Raw genomic sequence first — 17,083 nt, forward strand, 5'->3', positions numbered from 1 at the left:
AGGCCGGGGCCGTCCTGTTCAGGAGGCGTGTAAGGGCTGGGGCTTACTTCTTGGGTGCGGCGGTTTCGCTGCCGGCTTCGGCCTTGGCCTTCTTCGCATGATGATGATGGGCGACCTTCTTGGTCTCCTTCGTGCCCTCGACCTTGGTTTCAGCCTTGGCCTCGGTCTTGGTCTCGGACGCCTTGGCGTCGGTCTTCACCTCGGTGGCCTTGGTGGCCTCAACCGGCTTGCCGGCCTCGGCGGCCTTCTGCACCGGGGCGGTCGTCGTGCCCGCGGTGGCGGGGGTGGCGGCGACAGGGGCGGCGGCAGGGGCGGCGGCAGGGGCGGTCGCCGTGGAGGCGGCGGTCTTGGCCGGAGCGGCGGGGGTGTCCGCCGCGAACGCCCCGTAAGACACCATCACGGCCGCGGCGGTAGCGAGGGCCAGCAGGGGACGGCGGTGGGCGAACATGCTCATGGTCGTGATCCTTAGTGATCAGAGGGGGTTTGATCGGGCGTCCCACCATCGGGGCGCAGGGTCATAATCCCAAGGCATGAGGGCCGCCGTTGGCCCGGATTGTGGCAAAGACGCGATTTCATCACGGCCTTTCCGCCGAACTCCTTGCCAAAAGGTTAAGACTTTTCCGCCCTATGTGCCCGACCGCCGCTGCGTACTATGAGCGTCTGGCATAGGCTGGGGCGCGGGGACGGGGGCGGGGCGGAAGGTATGGACAGCACAAAGGACAAGGACCGGGAGCACATCGCCAAGCTGGTCCGCCTGATGGGGTCGGACCATGAGGGCGAGGCCACCGCCGCCTTGCGGAAGCTGCAGGGGGCCTTGAGGCAGCGCGGCCTGAACTTCAACGACCTGGGGCACTGGATCACCCAGCCGGCCCCCGCCGCCACGCGGACGGCACCGGCCGACCATACCGCCTGTAACCGCCGTGCCAACGACCTGACGCGGCAGAACCAGCAACTGACCCTCAGCCTGCGGGAGGCCCAAGCCCAGCTCGCCGCCGCGCACGCCGCCGCCCAAAAGGCGGAGGCCCGCGTGGTGCAGGTGACGACGGAGGGGGAAGCCATCCGCCGCCAGGGCCGCCGACACTGGTGGGCCCACGGAGCCGCAGGCGCGCTGGTGTGCGCCCTGGCCGTGCTCATAAGCGTGCAATCGCGGACCGTACCCCCGCCGCGTCCCGTGGCGACGGGCCCGGGGTCTCACCAAATGGCCACCGATGATCCACGACCCGCCGTCCCCGCCAAGCCCCGCGTCCCGGCCAAGCCTATGCCGGCGCCGACGGATGCCGTCCTGCGCCGCGACAGCGAAATTGCCGGCCGCACCGCCTATCTCTACGGATCGCCGGGCCGGGAAGAGACCATCGACATCCTGCTGACACCGCACACACCGGTGGAGGTGCTGGCGGGCGACGTGGTTCCCGGCTGGCTGCGGGTCCATGTCGAAACCGAAGACGGGGACAAGGTGGGTTATGTCCAGGCGGGCCGCATTGGACCGCGCACAGCCGGAGCGCCCTGAAGGCAGAGGAACCGTGAGCCTTGGCCGTCACTGGCCCTGGGGCTTGTCGCCTTGGGGCTTGTCGTCCGTCTTTTTCCCATCGGTCTTCGGGGCCGCCTTGCCCGCCGCGTCGTCCTTCAGCGGGTCCTTGCCATCCAGGCGAAGGATGTTGTCCTGGGCGGCGGCGCCGGCGGCGGTGTCGCCCGCCACCTGCACGGCGTGGGCCCAATCGGCCTTGGCCCCGACCTTGTCACCCCGGTCGGCCTTGATATTGCCGCTGAGCAACAGGCCCTGGGCGTTGTCCGGGTCCAGCGACAGCGCCATGCGCAGGTCGCGCCCGGCCTCCACATCGCGGCCCAGGCGGTGCTTGGTTTCCGCCCGCATGATGATGGCGTCCACCCGGCCGCCGTCCAGGGTCAACGCCCGGTCCAGGTCACGCAGCACGTCCCACCAGCGCTCCGCCCCCGCCCGTTCGGTGGCGCGGTCGATCAGCAGGTCGGGATCGGTGGGCTGCAGGCCGATGGCCTTGGTGTAGTCGACATCCGCCTTGGCGTGTTCCTTGGCGTTGAACCAGGCCCAGCCGGCCTTGCCCCACAGCCCCGCCGTCACCTTGGGCGGCAGGCCCAGGGCGGGGATCACCGCCTCCAGCGCCACCGCCAATTCCTTGTATTCGCCCCGGAACAGCTGGGCCATGGCCTGGCAGAGGCGGGCATCGTCGCCGCCGCCCTTCTTTTCCCACAGCTGCGCCTCGGCATAGGCGAAGTCGGGCAGTTGCTTGGCCCGCTCCAGGCAGGTGTCGCGGTTCAGGGCCACGGGCGCGGCACTGGCCACGCCGGCGATGCCGCACAGGACGGTGACCGCCGCCGCCAGGCGGGCGGAAAAGCGGAGGGGGTGCTTGAGGGTAATCATCATGACGCCTAGAGTCCCGAACGGCGGATGGATCGCAAGTGCTTTCATCCCGGGCCTTGCCGATTCGGGCGCGGCCACGGGTCACAGGATAGCACGGGCGGACACCGCTCTGGCAGGCGTGAGCCCTGCCATCCTGAAGGTGCAGGGGTCGCCGCCGGCGCCCCTTATGGTTAATCTAATGGAGCCTGACCCGATGCCGCAGTCCCCCGCGCCCCGCCGCCTGTTCTGCTTCGGCCTGGGCTTCAGCGCGACGGCGCTGGCCCACCGGCTGCTTGAGGCCGGCTGGCTGGTCGCCGGCACCTGCCGCACGGCGGAAAAGGCGGCCGCCCTGCGCGCACGGGGCATCGAGGCCCATATCTTCGGCCCCGGCCAATCGCTGGACCCGACGGCCCTGGCAGGCACCACCCATCTGCTGGACTCCGTGCCACCCACCTCGGAGGTGGACGGCGTGCTGGCGGCGCTAACGCCCGCCATCCTGGCCCTGCCCGGCCTGCGCTGGGTGGGCTATCTCTCCACCACCGGCGTCTACGGTAACCGGGATGGCGGCTGGGTGGACGAATCGGCGCCGGTGCAGCCCAGCACGGAACGGGGCGTGGCCCGCGCCGTGGCGGAGGGGCAGTGGATGGCCCTGCACGGCGCCCACGGCCTGCCCGTCCACCGCTTCCGCCTGCCCGGCATCTACGGCCCCGGCCGCAGCGCGCTGGACCAGATGCGGGCCGGCACCGCGCGGCGGGTGGACAAGAAGGGCCAGGTGTTCAGCCGCATCCACATCCACGATCTGGGCAGCGCCCTGATGGCCAGCATGGAACGACCCAACCCCGGCGCCATCTACAACGTCGCCGACGACCACCCCTGCCCCTCGCCCGAGGTGGTGGCCTACGCCGCCGAGCTGCTGGGGCTGGAACCGCCGCCCCTGGTGCCGTTCGATCAGGCCAACCTGTCGCCCATGGCCGCCAGCTTCTATGGCGAGAACAAGCGCATCTCCAACGCCCGCATCAAGGCGGAGCTGGGGGTGACCTTGCGCTATCCCAGCTACCGCGAGGGGCTGGCGGACCAGCTGGCGACGGAGCGGGACGCTCACCGCCCCTGAGGCGCCGCCGGCGCGTAGGCGGAGAAGGTGACGCGGGCCGTCTGCGTCGCCTTCTGCGCCACGTCCAGCCCGCCGCCCTCGGCGGCGGCGCCATCCGCCGTCTTGGCCATGGCCATCATCGGTGCGCGGGGGGCCATGCCGCCGCCGATCACCGGGGCGTTGAAGTCCACCCGACCGACGCGGAAGTCCCGGCCGGGGAAGGCGGTGTTCAGGCCTTTCATCTCATCATTCACGCGGCGGTACAGCGTCTCGCGCAGGCGGCTACGCACGGCCTCCTGCTCCGCCAGGGTGGGGGTGAAGTCCATGCCCGCCACCCGGATTTGCAGGCCGGGGCGGCTGGCCTGACGCGCGCGGTCGGCCAGGCCACCCAGCTGCGCCTCGGGCAGGCGTGTCTCCAACTCCGCCCGCCACTGATCCAAGCCGGCGGCGTCCTGCTGCCGGTCGAAGGCGACCACGCGCCACTCGCCCTTGTCCGACACGCTTTGCGCCGCCTTCAGGATGTCCGCGCGGGCGGAGCCGGCGCTGCCGCCGCCAGCGTCCACCGTCAGCGACACGCGGGCCGTGTCGGTCTTCACCCAGTCCTCCGCCATCAGGGTCAGGGTCACCTGGTCCTGCACCGGCGGGGCCGTCATGACCTGCGCCACGGCGGGGACGGCGGCCAGAGGCAGGGCGCCGAGGCTGGCGGTCGAGATCAGGGAGGCGGCAATCAGGCTACGCATCGGGTTCCACCCATCGTTTCTTGGCCGATGCGGAATGCATCGGTGTTCTCCCCCGCTTATGGCAAGGGGACGCGGCGGATTTATGGCGGGAACGAAACCCAGATTTGGCAATCAGCCGGTTCAATAAGCCCCAGCGGCATGGACATCATGCCGCTGTAGGCCCCGACCGGGGCCGCCGGAGCTTTCCGGGGAGCGTAGCGGACTGGAAAGCGAGGATGAGGATAAGGCAAGCGGGCGGATGCCCGCCCCCGCCGCCTGAGGGGGCAACTAAAAATTAAAAGTCCAAATCCGCGTAATGCTTGGGCGGCGGGGCGCCCGGCAGGTGGTCGCCCAGCAGGGGGCGGAAGCTGGGCCGGCACTTGATGCGCATGTACCAGTCCTTGGCCTCGGGATGCTGGTCCCACGGCACGTCGCCCAGATAGTCGATGGTGGACAGGTGCGCCGCCGCCGCGATGTCGGCCAGCGAGAACTCGTTGCCCGCCAGCCATTTCCGCCGGTCCGCCAGATAGGCGATGTAGTCCAGGTGGTAATGGATGTTGGCCAGGCCGGCCCGGATGGCCTGGGCGTGCGGCGTGCCGGAGCCGGAGAAGCGCTTGATCAGCTTTTCACCCACCAGGTTCTCCGTCACCTCCTGGTTGAACTTCACGTCGAACCAGGCGGCCAGGCGCCGCACCTCCGCCCGCAGCAGCACCTCCCGACCCAGCAGGGTGGGGGCGTGGGGGTAGGCCTCTTCCAGATAGCTGCAGATGGCGGCGTGTTCCGCCACCGTCGCCCCGTCATCCTCGATCAGCACCGGCAGCTCGCCCGCCGGATTCAGCGCCAGGAACTCATCCCGGCGTTCCCACGGCTTTTCGACCTCGAGTTCGACCTCAAGACGTTTTTCCGCCAGGACGACGCGCACCTTGCGCGCGAAGGGGGACAGGGGATGATGGATAAGTGTACGCATGTGGGCGGCAATCTAACGTAAGCGCGTTGAATCCAATAGAGCCTAAAGGCCTTAAGCGGAGATCACCCTATGGCCAAGCCCGAGTCACCCGCCCTGGGAATTAAGATAGAGCCCATCGGCCCCGATGACGAGGCCGCATGGCGTCCTTTATGGGACCAATACTGCGCTTTTTACCAGGTCAACGTGGATATCGCTGTGACATCTACGCTGTGGACCCGGCTCATGGACCCGGATTTCGCCATCAAGGCGCTGGTGGCGCGGGGCGGGGATGGCCACATCCTGGGCTTCTGCCACTACGTCCTGCACCCCAACACCTGGGGGACCAGCCCGGTCTGTTATCTGGAGGACCTGTTCACCGACCCGGCATCCCGCGGCCAGGGGGTCGGCCGGGCCCTGATCGACCAACTGGTGGCCCTGGGGCGGGCGGGCGGCTGGGGCCGCGTCTACTGGCACACGCAGGAGACCAACACCACCGCCCGCCGCCTATACGACAACGTGGCCGGCGGCGCGGACGGCTTCGTGCGCTACGTGATACGGCTGTAAAATGCGACCAGGGCGGCCCCGGCGGGACCGCCCTGGTCTACATCATTCCAAACCGGTCGATCAGACGGCGGCGTCGCGGCGCGGTTGCGCCGCCGCCTTGTCGTGGCTGCGGATGAAGGACCGCACCCGCGGCATGATGTGTTCACGCCAGCGACGGCCGTTGAAGATGCCGTAATGGCCGACGCCCAGCTGCAGGTGGTGCTGCTTCATCTCTTCCGGCAGGCCGGCGCACAGGGCGTGCGCCGCCACCGTCTGGCCGGGGGCGGAGATGTCGTCCAGCTCCCCCTCCACCGTGAACAGGGCCGTCTTCTTGATGGCCGAGGGGTCGACCCGCATGCCGCGGTAGTGCAGGGTGCCCTTGGGCAGGGCATGTTCCTGGAACACCAGATTGACGGTCTGAAGGTAGAATTCCGCCGTCAGGTCCATGACCGACAGGTATTCGTCATAGAAGCGGCGGTGCGCTTCGGCGCTTTCGCCGTCACCGCGCACCAGGTGATTGAACATCTTCATATGCTCGCCGACATGCCGGTCCAGGTTCATGGACATGAAGCCGGTGAGCTGGACGAAGCCGGGGTACACATGGCGCATGGCGCCGGGATAGTAGGGCGGGACGGTGGTGGTCACCGTGCGCTCGAACCAGCCGATGTCCCGGGTTTCCGCCAGCTGGGTCACCTGGGTGGGCGACACGCGGGTGTCGATGGGCCCGCCCATCAGGGTCATGCTGCGCGGCTGGCAGTCGTCGGCGGTCTGGGCCATGACGGCGGCCGCGACCAGGGTCGGCACGGCCGGCTGGCAGACGGCGATGACATGGGTGTCCGGGCCCAGGAAGCGGATGAAATCCATCACGTATTCGACGTAGTCGTCGAAATCGAAGCGGCCGCGGGCCAGCGGCACCAGCTTCGCGTCCACCCAGTCGGTGATGTAGACGTCGTGGGCCGGCAGCAGCGCCTCCACCGTGCCGCGCAGCAGGGTGGCGTAGTGGCCGGACATGGGGGCCACCACCAGCACCTTGGGATCGCTGTGCGGCGTCGCGCGCTCAAAATGGCGCAGCACGCAGAAGGGCTTGCGCAGCGCCGCCTTTTCCGTGACCGCGACCTCGCGCCCGTCGATATGGGTGATGTTGAGGCCGAACTCCGGCTTGCCCCAGCGTCGGGTCGTGCGCTCGATCAACTCACCGGCGGCGGCCATGGCGCGGCCCATGCCGGTGTAGGACGCGGGCACGAAGGGGTGGCGGAACGTCGCCTGCGTCGCCTCCGCCACCAGGCGGAGGGGGGTGAGGGCGGCATGGTGCAGGTCAAACAGCTGGTAAAGCACGCGGATCATCCTCGTCATTGGACGTGGCGGCGCCGTACGACCCGCGCTGCGGGGCGGCGTCTCGGGAGTAAATAGGCTTTGCCGCGTCGGCGGCCCCAGGCGCGCCGCTACCCCACATCCACCGGAACCTATATCCGGAGGGGTAGGCGGCCTTCCAACTATGCCTCGTCCATTATCCTAGCTAGGTAAGGATGAAAAGGTCCTTAATGAAGGCGACGAACGATAGCGGTCACATTTCCGCAACGGAACCACTTTTTCCCCCGCTGCGGCCGGCTTTTCCGAGTCCAGCTAAGAACTCCCGGCGTTCGCGGGATGTTCCGCCCACGGTGGGCGACGCCACAGGAAGCAGTGGACAGCGGCCCCTTGGCACCCCTAGATATTGGCTTATCCTAAGCACGCACCCGCTATCCCTGGCCCCATTCGCGGCATCTTCCGCTGGTGGGACCCGGCCATGCCCAGAGCCGTCATGTCCCACGCCCGGCCCCTTCCCCTCGCCCTGTTCGACCAGGATCCCGGTACGCCGGACTCCGGCTATCCTGATATGGGTCACCCGGATATGGGCGACTTCGTGCCCGACCATTATGGCGACCTGCCGGAGCCCAGCATCATCCATGGCGACTGGCCGGAGGATGAGGCGCCCCAGGGCACGCGCGACCCGGTGGCGACGGCGCGGGACATCCTGAAGCGCGTCTACGGCTATTCCGCCTTCCGCGGCAACCAGGAAGACATCATCACCCATGTCATCCAGGGCGGCGACGCCCTGGTGCTGATGCCCACCGGCGGTGGCAAGTCGCTGTGCTTCCAGATCCCGGCCCTGGCCCGGCCGGGTGTCGCCATCGTCGTCAGCCCCCTGATCGCCCTGATGCGCGACCAGGTGGACACGCTGCGCCAGGCGGGCGTGCGGGCCGCCTATCTCAACTCCACCCTCGACTGGCGCGAGGCGCTGGATGTGGAGCGGGCGTGCGAGCGCGGTGACCTGGACCTGCTCTACGTGGCGCCGGAGCGGCTGGTGACCCCCCGCTTCCTGGAACTGCTGGAACGCTCGCGCCTCTCCCTGTTCGCACTGGATGAGGCGCATTGCGTGAGCCAATGGGGCCACGACTTCCGGCCGGAATACCTGCAGCTGTCGGTGCTGCATGAGCGCTTCCCCACCGTGCCGCGCATCGCGCTGACGGCCACGGCCGACGCGCAGACCCAGGCCGACATCGTGGAGCGCCTGGCCTTGGGCGAGGCGCGGCAGTTCGTCTCCAGCTTCGACCGGCCCAACATCACCTATCGCGTGGCGCCCAAGGACAACGAGCGCCGGCAATTGCTGGACTTCATCCGCCGCCACCACGCTGAAGACGCAGGCATCGTCTATTGCCTGTCCCGCGCCCGGGTGGAGGCGCTGGCCGACTGGCTGAAGGAGCAGGGGCTGGACGCGCTGCCCTACCACGCCGGCCTGGACCCGGCCGTGCGCCAGGCCAACCAGGACCGCTTCATCAAGGGCGAGGGCGTGGTGGTGGTGGCGACCATCGCCTTCGGCATGGGCATCGACAAGCCCAACGTCCGATTCGTGGTGCACATGGACGCGCCCAAGAGCCTCGAGGCCTACTATCAGGAAACGGGTCGCGCCGGCCGCGACGGCCTGCCCGCCAACGCCCTGATGCTGTACGGCCTGCAGGACGTGGTCATGCTGCGCCAGATGATGGACGCATCGGACAGCAGCGCTCAGCACAAGCGGACGGAACGGCGCAAGCTGGACGCCCTGCTGGGCTTCTGCGAAACCGCTCATTGTCGGCGCCAGGTGCTGCTGACCTATTTCGGGGAGGAGCACCCGGGCAATTGCGGCAACTGCGACACCTGTTTCGAGCCGGTGGAAACCTGGGACGGCACAGTGGCGGCGCAGAAGGCGCTGTCGGCCGTCTACCGCACCGGCCAAAAGTTCGGCGTGGGCCATTTGATCGACGTGCTGCGCGGCGGCGCCACGGAAAAGGTGGTGCGCTTCGGCCATGACCAGCTGAAGACCTTCGGCTGCGGCGCCGACATCTCGAAAAGCGACTGGCAGACGGTGTTCCGCCAGTTGGTGGCGCTGGGCCACCTGACGGCCGATCCGGAGGGGCACGGCGGCCTGATGCTGACCGACCAGGCGGCGTCCGTGCTGAAGGGGCAGGAGACCGTGCGCCTGCGCCGCGACCGCGCCGTGCTGTCGGGCGACGGCCGGCGCGGCGGCGGACGCACAAGCGGCGGGCGCACCGGCCCCGCGCTGGCCCCGCCGGACGACAAGCTGTGGCACAAGTTGAAAGCCGTACGCCTGGAATTGGCCAAGGCCCAGGGCGTGCCGCCCTACGTCATCTTCCACGACAGCACACTGATGGAGATGGTGATCAGCCGCCCGCGCGACCTGACCGGCCTGGGCCTGCTGCCCGGCGTGGGTGTGCGCAAGCTGGAGCGCTATGGCGCGACGTTCTTGGACGCCATCCTGGCGGATGGCTGAGTTTTGTTTCCCACCCTCAAACGCCGGGCGCCGGCATCCGCCGGCTTGGCTTCCTCGCTGCGCCCTGCGGTGCTCGCTGCGGCGGCCGCGGTCGCGGCCTAGCCCAGTTCCATGGAAACTGGGCCTTATGCTCGTGCAACCTGCCGGGCGCACCTGGAGCGTAGCGACAAGGACGCGACCGCGTCCGCCGCAGGTTTCCGGGGAACGCAGTGGACTGGAACCGAGGACAAGCCTAGGCCACGGATGTGGCCGCCCGGCGTCTGAGGGCGAACGAAGCACTAAATAACCTCAAAATCGCACCGCGCTGTTGCCATCCGCGTTTCGGTCTGCTAATACCCCCCTCCATTCCAAGGGGCGCCCCAATAGCTCAGTGGTAGAGCAACCGCTTCGTAAGCGGTAGGCCGTTGGTTCAAATCCGACTTGGGGCACCATCCTTCCCGTCATTCCCGCATCGCTGAGCCAAACCGCGTCCAACCGGGCGTTGATTTACCGTTCCCTGCGACGGACGGTCGCACGATTGCAATACGATGACGGTATGGTGGCGCCACCCTGGTTTCCACCCTTCTGGATGCACCGCCCATGTCCGAGCAGCTGCCCCGTCACATCGTCACCTCTTACGAAAACGAACTGCAGCGTCTGGACGCGCTGCTGGCGGAAATGGGCGGCCGGGCCGAGCAGCAGCTGGAACAGGCGACCCGCGCCGTGCTGGGCCGCGACGACGCGCTGGCACGCGAGACGGTGGCCCAGGATCAAGTGCTGGACGCCCTGGAGCATGAGGTGGAGAGCCTGATCATCCGCCTGCTGGCCCTGCGCCATCCCATGGCCATCGACCTGCGCCACACCCTGGCCGCCCTGAAGGCCGCCAACGCCCTGGAACGCGTGGGTGACTACGCCAAGAACATGGCCAAGCGCGCCCTGGTGCTGAACGCCGTTCCCGCCATCGCCGCCACCGCCTCGGTCGGCCGCCTGTCGGAGCTGGCGCGGCGCCAGCTGGCCAGCGCCATCGAGGCCTTCACCCGCCGCGACACCGCCCTGGCCGCCGAAGTGTGGCGCCGCGACCAGGAGCTGGACGACATGCATGCCGGCGTGACGCAGGAGATTTTCGCCTTCGTCGCCAAGGACGCCAGCCTGATCGAGGCCTGCACCAGCCTGCAGTTCATCGCCAAGAACCTGGAGCGGGTGGGCGACCTCGCCACCAACATCGCCGAGATGGTGCAGTTCGACGCCACCGGCACCCTGGTGGAACCGGCGCGCCCCCGGGGCGGCGAAGCCCACTGACCGTTCGGAGCGGGAGGCGATCCGTCATGATCGCCTCCCGCTCCGAACCTGTTCATGGGTAGAGCGGAACGCGGCCGGCCCCGGGCGGAAATGGACACCGGCCCCAGCCTGGCGCCCGGATTTGGATTCCCCGCGGCCTCGCGGCTCTCACGGGGCCGGCGCCTGGCGCATTGGCCCGATTTTTAATCATTCCCCGCACCTGCTTCGTTTTCGGGCGGTTCGCGGCCCCCTATGCCGTGTGGGAGGTCGGCGGAGCCGTACCTGCGCCCCGCGACGGGCGCGGGAAGGATTCGCGAATCGCGTGTGGGCCTGCCCGGCCGGCGCTGATTCTTTTCCCTTTTTCAGTGAAGCCCTTACCCTAATTCCGCGACGCCGCAACCCTTTCAAGTTGCTAAATCAACCCCAACCGCAGGTTCACCCCTTATGAATTAACACGTTCATCATTTGGGTATAGAGCTACGATCCTAGGGAACTTTCGCAGACGCGGCGTCGCGTAAAACAATACATATCCTTTTGCTACAGGTTCATTGCTTGACATCTTTTACGCCATGGGTTTTACGTAATGTGTCCTGTATCACAGAGCAGGACCCAACTGCCAAAACTCTCGGCCCGCCACTTCTTGAAGTGTGCGGGCCGTATTTTATCCAAAATACATTCTACTCACCGCATCGTTTCTAGCCCGTCGATGCCCGGTTCCAGTTGAGGCTAGTCTAAAGCGCGGCCGTTGCGCTCCCGGTTCAGGCTTATTGGGCGATATACGCGTCGCAATGCGACGCGCGCTTATGCCGCAGCCGTGCTATGAAGGGTCGATCCACGACCGGAACGGCTGTGCCCCATGCTGCTTGCTGAACTGACCGCCCTGATCCAGGTGCTTCTCATTGACCTTGTCCTGGCCGGAGACAACGCCCTGGTGGTGGGGATGGCGGCCAGCGGCGTGCCAGTGGAAAAGCGGCGCAAAGTCATCTTCTGGGGCATCGGCGTGGCCGTGCTGTTGCGAATCGGCTTCGCCCTGCTGGCCACACGCCTGCTGGACATCATCGGCCTGACGCTGGCCGGCGGCATCCTGTTGCTGTGGGTCTGCTGGAAGCTGTGGCGGGAACTGCGCCAGCATGGCAAGGAGCAGGCCACCACGGCGGCGGTGGAGGGGCACGACTCGCCCATGGCGCCGGTCGCGGGCAAAAGCGTGGGCGTCGCCATCCGGCAGATCGCGCTGGCCGACGTCTCCATGTCGCTGGACAACGTGCTGGCGGTGGCCGGCGCCGCGGAGGACCACACCCGGGTCATGGTGCTGGGCCTGGTGCTGTCGGTGGCCCTGATGGGGGCGGCCGCCACGCTGATCGCCCGGCTGCTGGCCCGCTATTTCTGGATCTCCTACATCGGCCTGGCCATCATCGCCTACGTCGCCTGCCACATGATCTGGGACGGCGGGACGGAAGTGGCGCCCTTCGCCCAGCCCCTGATCGACATGATCAAACGGATTTAAGCGACCCGCGGCCGGCCGGGCGCGGTGGCTGTCGCGCCTTGGGCACAGGGCTGGGGAATCTCGGCAGGGGAGGCATGCGATGTAGCCCCGACCGCAACCGTCCGGGTATTTGATCGCAGGCGCAAAAAGCGGTAAACCTCGCGCGCGCGCCTTTCCGCGCAAACCTTTCGATCAAGGGCGTCCCCAGCCCGGTATTCTTATTTCATAAGGGTCTCAATAAGGGGACGTCGCGAAGGGTGTCGGAATGGCCGTCCGCATCGCTGGCCATGACACCCGCTGAAGGGTGCCGGCGGCGCGGTACCATCCCCTTCCCCTAGGAGGCCACTCCTGTGTCCACGATCACCGGTCACGACACGCTGAAAACCCGCCGCAGCCTGAGCGTCGGCAGCAAGAGCTATGACTACTTCAGCCTCAAGGCGGCTGAGGAAGCCGGCCTGGGCGACCTGTCCCGCCTGCCCTACAGCCTGAAGGTGCTGCTGGAGAACCTGCTGCGCTTCGAGGACGGCCGCACCGTCAGCGTCGACGACGTGAAGGCCGCCGCCCAGTGGCTGGTCGACCGCCGCAGCGACCGTGAGATCGCCTACCGCCCCGCCCGCGTGCTGATGCAGGACTTCACCGGCGTTCCCGCCGTGTGCGACCTGGCCGCGATGCGCGAGGCCATGGTGGGCCTGGGTGGCAAGCCGGAGCGGATCAACCCGCTGACCGCCGTCGACCTGGTCATCGACCACTCGGTGATGGTGGACTACTTCGGTGGCCCCGACGCCTTCCAGAAGAACGTCGACGTCGAATTCCAGCGCAATGGCGAACGTTACGCCTTCCTGCGCTGGGGCCAGAAGGCCTTCAACAACTTCCGCGTCGTGCCGCCCGGCACCGGCATCTGCCACCAGGTGAACGTTGAGTACCTGGCCCAGACCGTGTGGACCGACGGCGACCAGACCGGCGCCACCGTCGCCTACCCCGACACCCTGGTCGGCACCGACAGCCACACCACCATGGTGAACGGCATGGGCGTGCTGGGCTGGGGCGTGGGCGGCATCGAGGCCGAGGCGGCCATGCTGGGCCAGCCCATCTCCATGCTGATCCCGGAAGTCATCGGCTTCCGCCTGACGGGCAAGCTGAAGGAAGGCGCCACGGCGACCGACCTGGTGCTGACCGTCACCCAGATGCTGCGCAAGAAGGGCGTGGTGGGCAAGTTCGTGGAGTTCTACGGCCCCGGCCTGGACGCCCTGACCCTGGCCGACCGCGCGACGATCGCCAACATGGCCCCGGAATACGGCGCCACCTGCGGCATCTTCCCGATCGACGCCGAGACCATCCGCTTCCTGAACTTCACCGGCCGTGACGCCGACCGCGTCGCCCTGGTGGAAGCCTATGCGAAGGCCCAGGGCATGTGGCGCGACGCCAACAGCCCCGAGCCGGTGTTCACCGACACGCTGGAACTGGACCTCAACAGCGTCGAGTCCTCGCTGGCCGGCCCGAAGCGCCCGCAGGACCGCGTGCTGCTGTCCAACGCCAAGACCGAGTTCGAGGGCGTGTTCGCCAAGGACTACGCCGGCAAGCCCGCCAGCAACCCGGCCAAGGTCGCCGGCGCCGACTTCACGGTCGACCACGGCGACGTGGTGATCGCGGCCATCACCAGCTGCACCAACACCTCCAACCCCAACGTGCTGGTCGCCGCCGGCCTGCTGGCCAAGAAGGCGGTTGAGGCGGGCCTGGCCACGAAGCCGTGGGTGAAGACCTCGCTGGCCCCCGGCAGCCAGGTCGTGACCGATTACCTGAACGCCGCCGGCCTGACCCCCTATCTGGACAAGCTGGGCTTCAATCTGGTCGGCTACGGCTGCACCACCTGCATCGGCAACTCCGGCCCGCTGCCCGACGCCATCGGCGCCGCGGTGGACGCCAACGACCTGCTGGCTTGCTCGGTCCTGTCGGGCAACCGCAACTTCGAAGGCCGCGTGAACCCGCAGGTGAAGGCCAACTACCTGGCCTCCCCGCCGCTGGTCGTGGCCTACGCCCTGGCCGGCACGCTGCGCAAGGACCTGACCACCGAGCCGCTGGGCAAGGGCAAGGACGGCAAGGACGTCTTCCTGAAGGACATCTGGCCGAGCAGCGCCGAGATCGAGGACGCCATCGCCAAGTCCCTGACGCCGGAGATGTACCGTTCGCGCTACGCCAACGTGTTCCTGGGTCCGCAGCAGTGGCAGTCCATCGAGACCGCCACCGGCCTGACCTACAAGTGGGAAGACGACAGCACCTATGTGAAGCTGCCGCCGATCTTCGAAGGCATGACCACCACCCCGGGTGCGGTGCATGACGTGAAGAAGGCCCGTCCGCTGGCCATTCTGGGCGACAGCATCACCACGGACCACATCTCCCCCGCCGGTTCGATCAAGAAGACCAGCCCCGCTGGCACCTACCTGATCAGCCACGGCGTGGAGCCGGTGGACTTCAACGGCTACGGCGCCCGCCGCGGCAACCACGAAGTCATGATGCGCGGCACCTTCGCCAACATCCGCATCAAGAACGAGATGGTGCCGGGCGTCGAAGGCGGCGTGACCAAGTACATCCCGACCGGCGACGTCATGTCGATCTACGACGCCGCCATGAAGTACCAGGCCGACGGCACCCCGCTGGTGGTGTTCGCCGGCCAGGAGTACGGCACCGGCTCGTCCCGCGACTGGGCGGCCAAGGGCACCCGCCTGCTGGGCGTCCGCGCCGTGGTGGCCGAGAGCTTTGAGCGCATCCACCGGTCCAACCTGGTGGGCATGGGCGTGCTGCCCCTGCAGTTCAAGGACGGCGCCAGCCGCAAGACCCTGGGCCTGGACGGCACCGAGGTCATCGACATCACCGGCGTCGAGGCCGGCCTGAAGCCCCGCATGGACCTGACCCTGACCATCACCCGCGCGGATGGCAAGGTCGACACCGTGCCGGTGCTGTGCCGCATCGACACCCTGGACGAGGTCGACTACTTCAAGCACGGCGGCATCCTGCAGTACGTGCTGCGCAACATGCTGAACCAGCCCCAGGCGGCTGAGTAAAGCGTGATATCGGCTCCGGCGGTCTTGGGATCGCCGGAGCCAATGGAAAGGGGCGCGACCCGGCCGGGTCGCGCCCCTTTTTCCTATGCCATCGTCAACGCGGCGGGCCTTTGAAGAACGTCTCCGCCGCCATTTCCTCCGGCGTCTTGCCCGGCATAGGCCGTAGGGGGATGACTTGGCTCAACCCGCCTATCACCGCACCGGAGCCCAGGACGCCCCAATAAATCACTCGCATGGGTGGCCATTGATGAGAAACGAGGCGCCACAGCCCGAACATCAGGGCCAAGGAACCGGCCCAGGCCAGCAAGCCCAGACCGGCGCCGATGTTGGCCCGCACCACCTTGCGGCGACGGCGTTCACGGACGGAAGACAACCAGCCGTCTTCTCCCATCCCAATCCTCAGTCGAACTGCAGGTCGCTGACGGCCCCGCCGACCTCGGAGACCGGCAGCAGGCCGGCGGCCGTCAGGTCGCCCGCCGCCACCAGCAGGGTGCGGCCGGCCGCGCCGGGGATGCCGGCAGCCTGGGCCAGGGTGGCCAGGGCCTCGCGCGTCGGCGCCTGGCTGATGACGCCGTTGCCATAGATGAGGATGGAGACGGCCAGGGTGCCCGGCCGGCTTTTTTCCACCAGCGCGGCCGCGTTCATCAGGCCGCGCAGGGTGGAAACGCGGGGGAAGCCGCTGTCGCTGAGGGTGTCGCCCGCCTCATCCAGCACCCAGTGGCGGCCCACCAGAATCCTCAACCCCCACCAGGATGGCCAGCGGCATGCCGCGGTGCCGGCCCGTGGCCACAGCCACCAGGCCGCCATCCTGAGGCGTCTGCGGCAGTTGCACGGTGCCGCCCAGGAGGTGCCCCACGCTGTCCAGCACGGACGAAACGGCCTGGGCCAGCGCCTCCGCCCCCGTGGGCCGCATCAGGCTGGGCCAGGCGCCGAACACCAGGGAGGCGAGGCCGGCGGTGCCGCCATCGGACCGGTCCGCTGGCGCGGACGCGGGCGCCCGGCGCAGCTTCTCCTCCACCGCGTCCAGCCGACCGGCCAGCGCCTGCACCGCCCCCGCGTCGGGCGCGGCGGCCTTAACGTCGGCCACCTTGCCATCAGCGGCCGGCGGCGGCAGGGCGGGGACACCGCCCCTCACCTGGTCGCGCAGGTCGCGCACATCCAACTGCGTGGCGCGCACGGCGTTGACGACGCGCAGCAGCGATTCGTGCAGATGGTCGACCAGGCTGTTCAGCTGCTCCGGCAGGGGGCCGGGCGGCAGATCGGGCAGGCGCACGCCGTTCACGGCCTTGGCATGGCTGAGCCAGTTCTCCAGCACGCCCACCCGCTGGGTCACGTCCTGAAGGGTGTTCGACAGCTCGCCGACGCCACGGGCCAGGCGCTCCGCCTCTTCCGCCGGGCGGCCGGCGTGATGGCTGACCACGCCGGTCAGGTGGGCCACGCGCTCGCGCAGTTCCTGGATCGACTGCCCCAGGGCGTTGATCCGCATCGTTTCCGGCAACGAAACGACGGCGGAGTGCATGGCCGTCAGGTCGTTGCGCAGGTCGCGCAGCCGGCTGCCGACATGCAGCGCCAGGTCGCGGACGATGGATTCGGCGTAATCGAAGGGGTCAACCCCCTCGTCGATCTCCCCCTCGCGCACGGCGGCTGGCGCGGATGGCGGCGCCACCTCGATGTCGGCGGATGGGGTGGCTGGCACGGCGCCGGGGGCTCCCGAACCGGCGTCGCCATCGGGGCCTGGGGCGTCACGGTGCTCGTCGGTCATGGCGTCGCTCATGAGGATCGGGGAAGGGGGCTGGCGGGC

15 protein-coding genes and 1 tRNA gene are annotated in these 17,083 nt (G+C 68.3%); 8 read left to right on the forward strand and 8 right to left on the reverse strand.

Annotation, left to right across the window (positions count from 1 at the left end):
* Positions 1 to 43: 43 nt before the first annotated feature.
* Positions 44 to 454, reverse strand: coding sequence for a hypothetical protein (locus UCD39_RS18640; RefSeq protein WP_330497353.1), 411 nt, complete (start codon positions 452 to 454; stop codon positions 44 to 46).
* A gap of 249 nt (positions 455 to 703) precedes the next feature.
* Between UCD39_RS18640 and UCD39_RS18645 the strand changes: the two genes are divergently transcribed.
* Positions 704 to 1,507, forward strand: a complete 804-nt coding sequence (locus tag UCD39_RS18645) for a hypothetical protein (protein ID WP_330497354.1) — start codon at positions 704 to 706, stop codon at positions 1,505 to 1,507.
* A gap of 27 nt (positions 1,508 to 1,534) precedes the next feature.
* Here the strand turns inward: UCD39_RS18645 and UCD39_RS18650 are convergent, their stop codons facing one another.
* A complete protein-coding gene (locus tag UCD39_RS18650) occupies positions 1,535 to 2,398 on the reverse strand; it encodes a tetratricopeptide repeat protein (protein WP_330497355.1) in 864 nt (287 codons plus the stop codon).
* A 190-nt stretch (positions 2,399 to 2,588) separates the two neighbouring features.
* Between UCD39_RS18650 and UCD39_RS18655 the strand changes: the two genes are divergently transcribed.
* The gene (locus UCD39_RS18655; protein WP_330497356.1) at positions 2,589 to 3,485 is read left to right on the forward strand and encodes an SDR family oxidoreductase; all 897 of its coding nucleotides are present in this window, start codon (positions 2,589 to 2,591) and stop codon (positions 3,483 to 3,485) included.
* On the opposite strand, the gene UCD39_RS18660 is transcribed toward UCD39_RS18655, so the two are convergent.
* Both UCD39_RS18660 and UCD39_RS18665 read right to left on the reverse strand, forming a co-directional pair.
* Positions 3,473 to 4,204 (reverse strand): hypothetical protein, encoded by a 732-nt coding sequence (locus UCD39_RS18660; protein ID WP_330497357.1) that lies wholly within the window; start codon positions 4,202 to 4,204, stop codon positions 3,473 to 3,475. The genes UCD39_RS18655 and UCD39_RS18660 overlap by 13 nt on opposite strands.
* Before the next feature lie 274 nt (positions 4,205 to 4,478).
* On the reverse strand, positions 4,479 to 5,150 hold the full coding sequence (locus UCD39_RS18665; protein ID WP_330497358.1) for a glutathione S-transferase family protein: 672 nt from the start codon (positions 5,148 to 5,150) through the stop codon (positions 4,479 to 4,481).
* Positions 5,151 to 5,345: 195 nt separating this feature from the next.
* On the opposite strand from UCD39_RS18665, the gene UCD39_RS18670 reads away from it, so the two are divergent.
* Complete coding sequence (locus UCD39_RS18670) at positions 5,346 to 5,693, forward strand: GNAT family N-acetyltransferase (RefSeq protein WP_330497359.1); 348 nt, start codon at positions 5,346 to 5,348, stop codon at positions 5,691 to 5,693.
* Between the two features lie 60 nt (positions 5,694 to 5,753).
* Here UCD39_RS18670 and UCD39_RS18675 read toward each other — a convergent pair whose 3' ends face one another.
* On the reverse strand, positions 5,754 to 7,016 hold the full coding sequence (locus UCD39_RS18675) for a polyhydroxyalkanoate depolymerase (protein ID WP_145732893.1): 1,263 nt from the start codon (positions 7,014 to 7,016) through the stop codon (positions 5,754 to 5,756).
* Between the two features lie 442 nt (positions 7,017 to 7,458).
* On the opposite strand from UCD39_RS18675, the gene recQ reads away from it, so the two are divergent.
* The 5 genes from recQ (at position 7,459) to acnA (ending at position 15,282) form a co-directional block, all read left to right on the forward strand.
* Positions 7,459 to 9,483 (forward strand): DNA helicase RecQ, encoded by a 2,025-nt coding sequence (gene recQ / locus UCD39_RS18680; RefSeq protein WP_330497360.1) that lies wholly within the window; start codon positions 7,459 to 7,461, stop codon positions 9,481 to 9,483.
* A gap of 356 nt (positions 9,484 to 9,839) precedes the next feature.
* Positions 9,840 to 9,914 (forward strand) — tRNA-Thr (locus UCD39_RS18685).
* Between the two features lie 148 nt (positions 9,915 to 10,062).
* Positions 10,063 to 10,761, forward strand: coding sequence for a phosphate signaling complex protein PhoU (gene phoU, locus UCD39_RS18690; protein WP_145732895.1), 699 nt, complete (start codon positions 10,063 to 10,065; stop codon positions 10,759 to 10,761).
* 835 nt (positions 10,762 to 11,596) lie between these two features.
* On the forward strand, positions 11,597 to 12,244 hold the full coding sequence (locus UCD39_RS18695) for a TerC family protein (protein ID WP_330497361.1): 648 nt from the start codon (positions 11,597 to 11,599) through the stop codon (positions 12,242 to 12,244).
* A gap of 329 nt (positions 12,245 to 12,573) precedes the next feature.
* A complete protein-coding gene (gene acnA / locus UCD39_RS18700) occupies positions 12,574 to 15,282 on the forward strand; it encodes an aconitate hydratase AcnA (protein WP_330497362.1) in 2,709 nt (902 codons plus the stop codon).
* Between the two features lie 94 nt (positions 15,283 to 15,376).
* Here the strand turns inward: acnA and UCD39_RS18705 are convergent, their stop codons facing one another.
* Genes UCD39_RS18705 through UCD39_RS18715 form a run of 3 tightly spaced genes read right to left on the reverse strand, consistent with a single transcriptional unit; the run spans position 15,377 to position 17,044 of the window.
* Complete coding sequence (locus UCD39_RS18705; RefSeq protein ID WP_330497363.1) at positions 15,377 to 15,655, reverse strand: hypothetical protein; 279 nt, start codon at positions 15,653 to 15,655, stop codon at positions 15,377 to 15,379.
* Positions 15,656 to 15,681: 26 nt separating this feature from the next.
* On the reverse strand, positions 15,682 to 16,011 hold the full coding sequence (locus UCD39_RS18710; protein ID WP_330497364.1) for a hypothetical protein: 330 nt from the start codon (positions 16,009 to 16,011) through the stop codon (positions 15,682 to 15,684).
* A complete protein-coding gene (locus tag UCD39_RS18715; protein WP_330497365.1) occupies positions 15,986 to 17,044 on the reverse strand; it encodes a hypothetical protein in 1,059 nt (352 codons plus the stop codon). Before UCD39_RS18715 ends, UCD39_RS18710 begins: the two co-directional genes overlap by 26 nt.
* Between the last annotated feature and the right edge of the window lie 39 nt (positions 17,045 to 17,083).

The sequence above is a fragment of the Nitrospirillum karajorum genome, from assembly GCF_036348415.1.
GTDB lineage: Bacteria > Pseudomonadota > Alphaproteobacteria > Azospirillales > Azospirillaceae > Nitrospirillum > Nitrospirillum amazonense_B.

Coding starts and splice junctions, on each gene's coding strand:
- UCD39_RS18645 (WP_330497354.1), top strand. CDS start 704: ATGGACAGCACAAAGGACAAGGACCGGGAGCACATCGCCAAGCTGGTC.
- UCD39_RS18715 (WP_330497365.1), bottom strand. CDS start 17,044: ATGACCGACGAGCACCGTGACGCCCCAGGCCCCGATGGCGACGCCGGT.
- UCD39_RS18660 (WP_330497357.1), bottom strand. CDS start 4,204: ATGCGTAGCCTGATTGCCGCCTCCCTGATCTCGACCGCCAGCCTCGGC.
- UCD39_RS18675 (WP_145732893.1), bottom strand. CDS start 7,016: ATGATCCGCGTGCTTTACCAGCTGTTTGACCTGCACCATGCCGCCCTC.
- UCD39_RS18650 (WP_330497355.1), bottom strand. CDS start 2,398: ATGATGATTACCCTCAAGCACCCCCTCCGCTTTTCCGCCCGCCTGGCG.
- recQ (WP_330497360.1), top strand. CDS start 7,459: ATGCCCAGAGCCGTCATGTCCCACGCCCGGCCCCTTCCCCTCGCCCTG.
- UCD39_RS18640 (WP_330497353.1), bottom strand. CDS start 454: ATGAGCATGTTCGCCCACCGCCGTCCCCTGCTGGCCCTCGCTACCGCC.
- UCD39_RS18665 (WP_330497358.1), bottom strand. CDS start 5,150: ATGCGTACACTTATCCATCATCCCCTGTCCCCCTTCGCGCGCAAGGTG.
- phoU (WP_145732895.1), top strand. CDS start 10,063: ATGTCCGAGCAGCTGCCCCGTCACATCGTCACCTCTTACGAAAACGAA.
- UCD39_RS18695 (WP_330497361.1), top strand. CDS start 11,597: ATGCTGCTTGCTGAACTGACCGCCCTGATCCAGGTGCTTCTCATTGAC.
- UCD39_RS18655 (WP_330497356.1), top strand. CDS start 2,589: ATGCCGCAGTCCCCCGCGCCCCGCCGCCTGTTCTGCTTCGGCCTGGGC.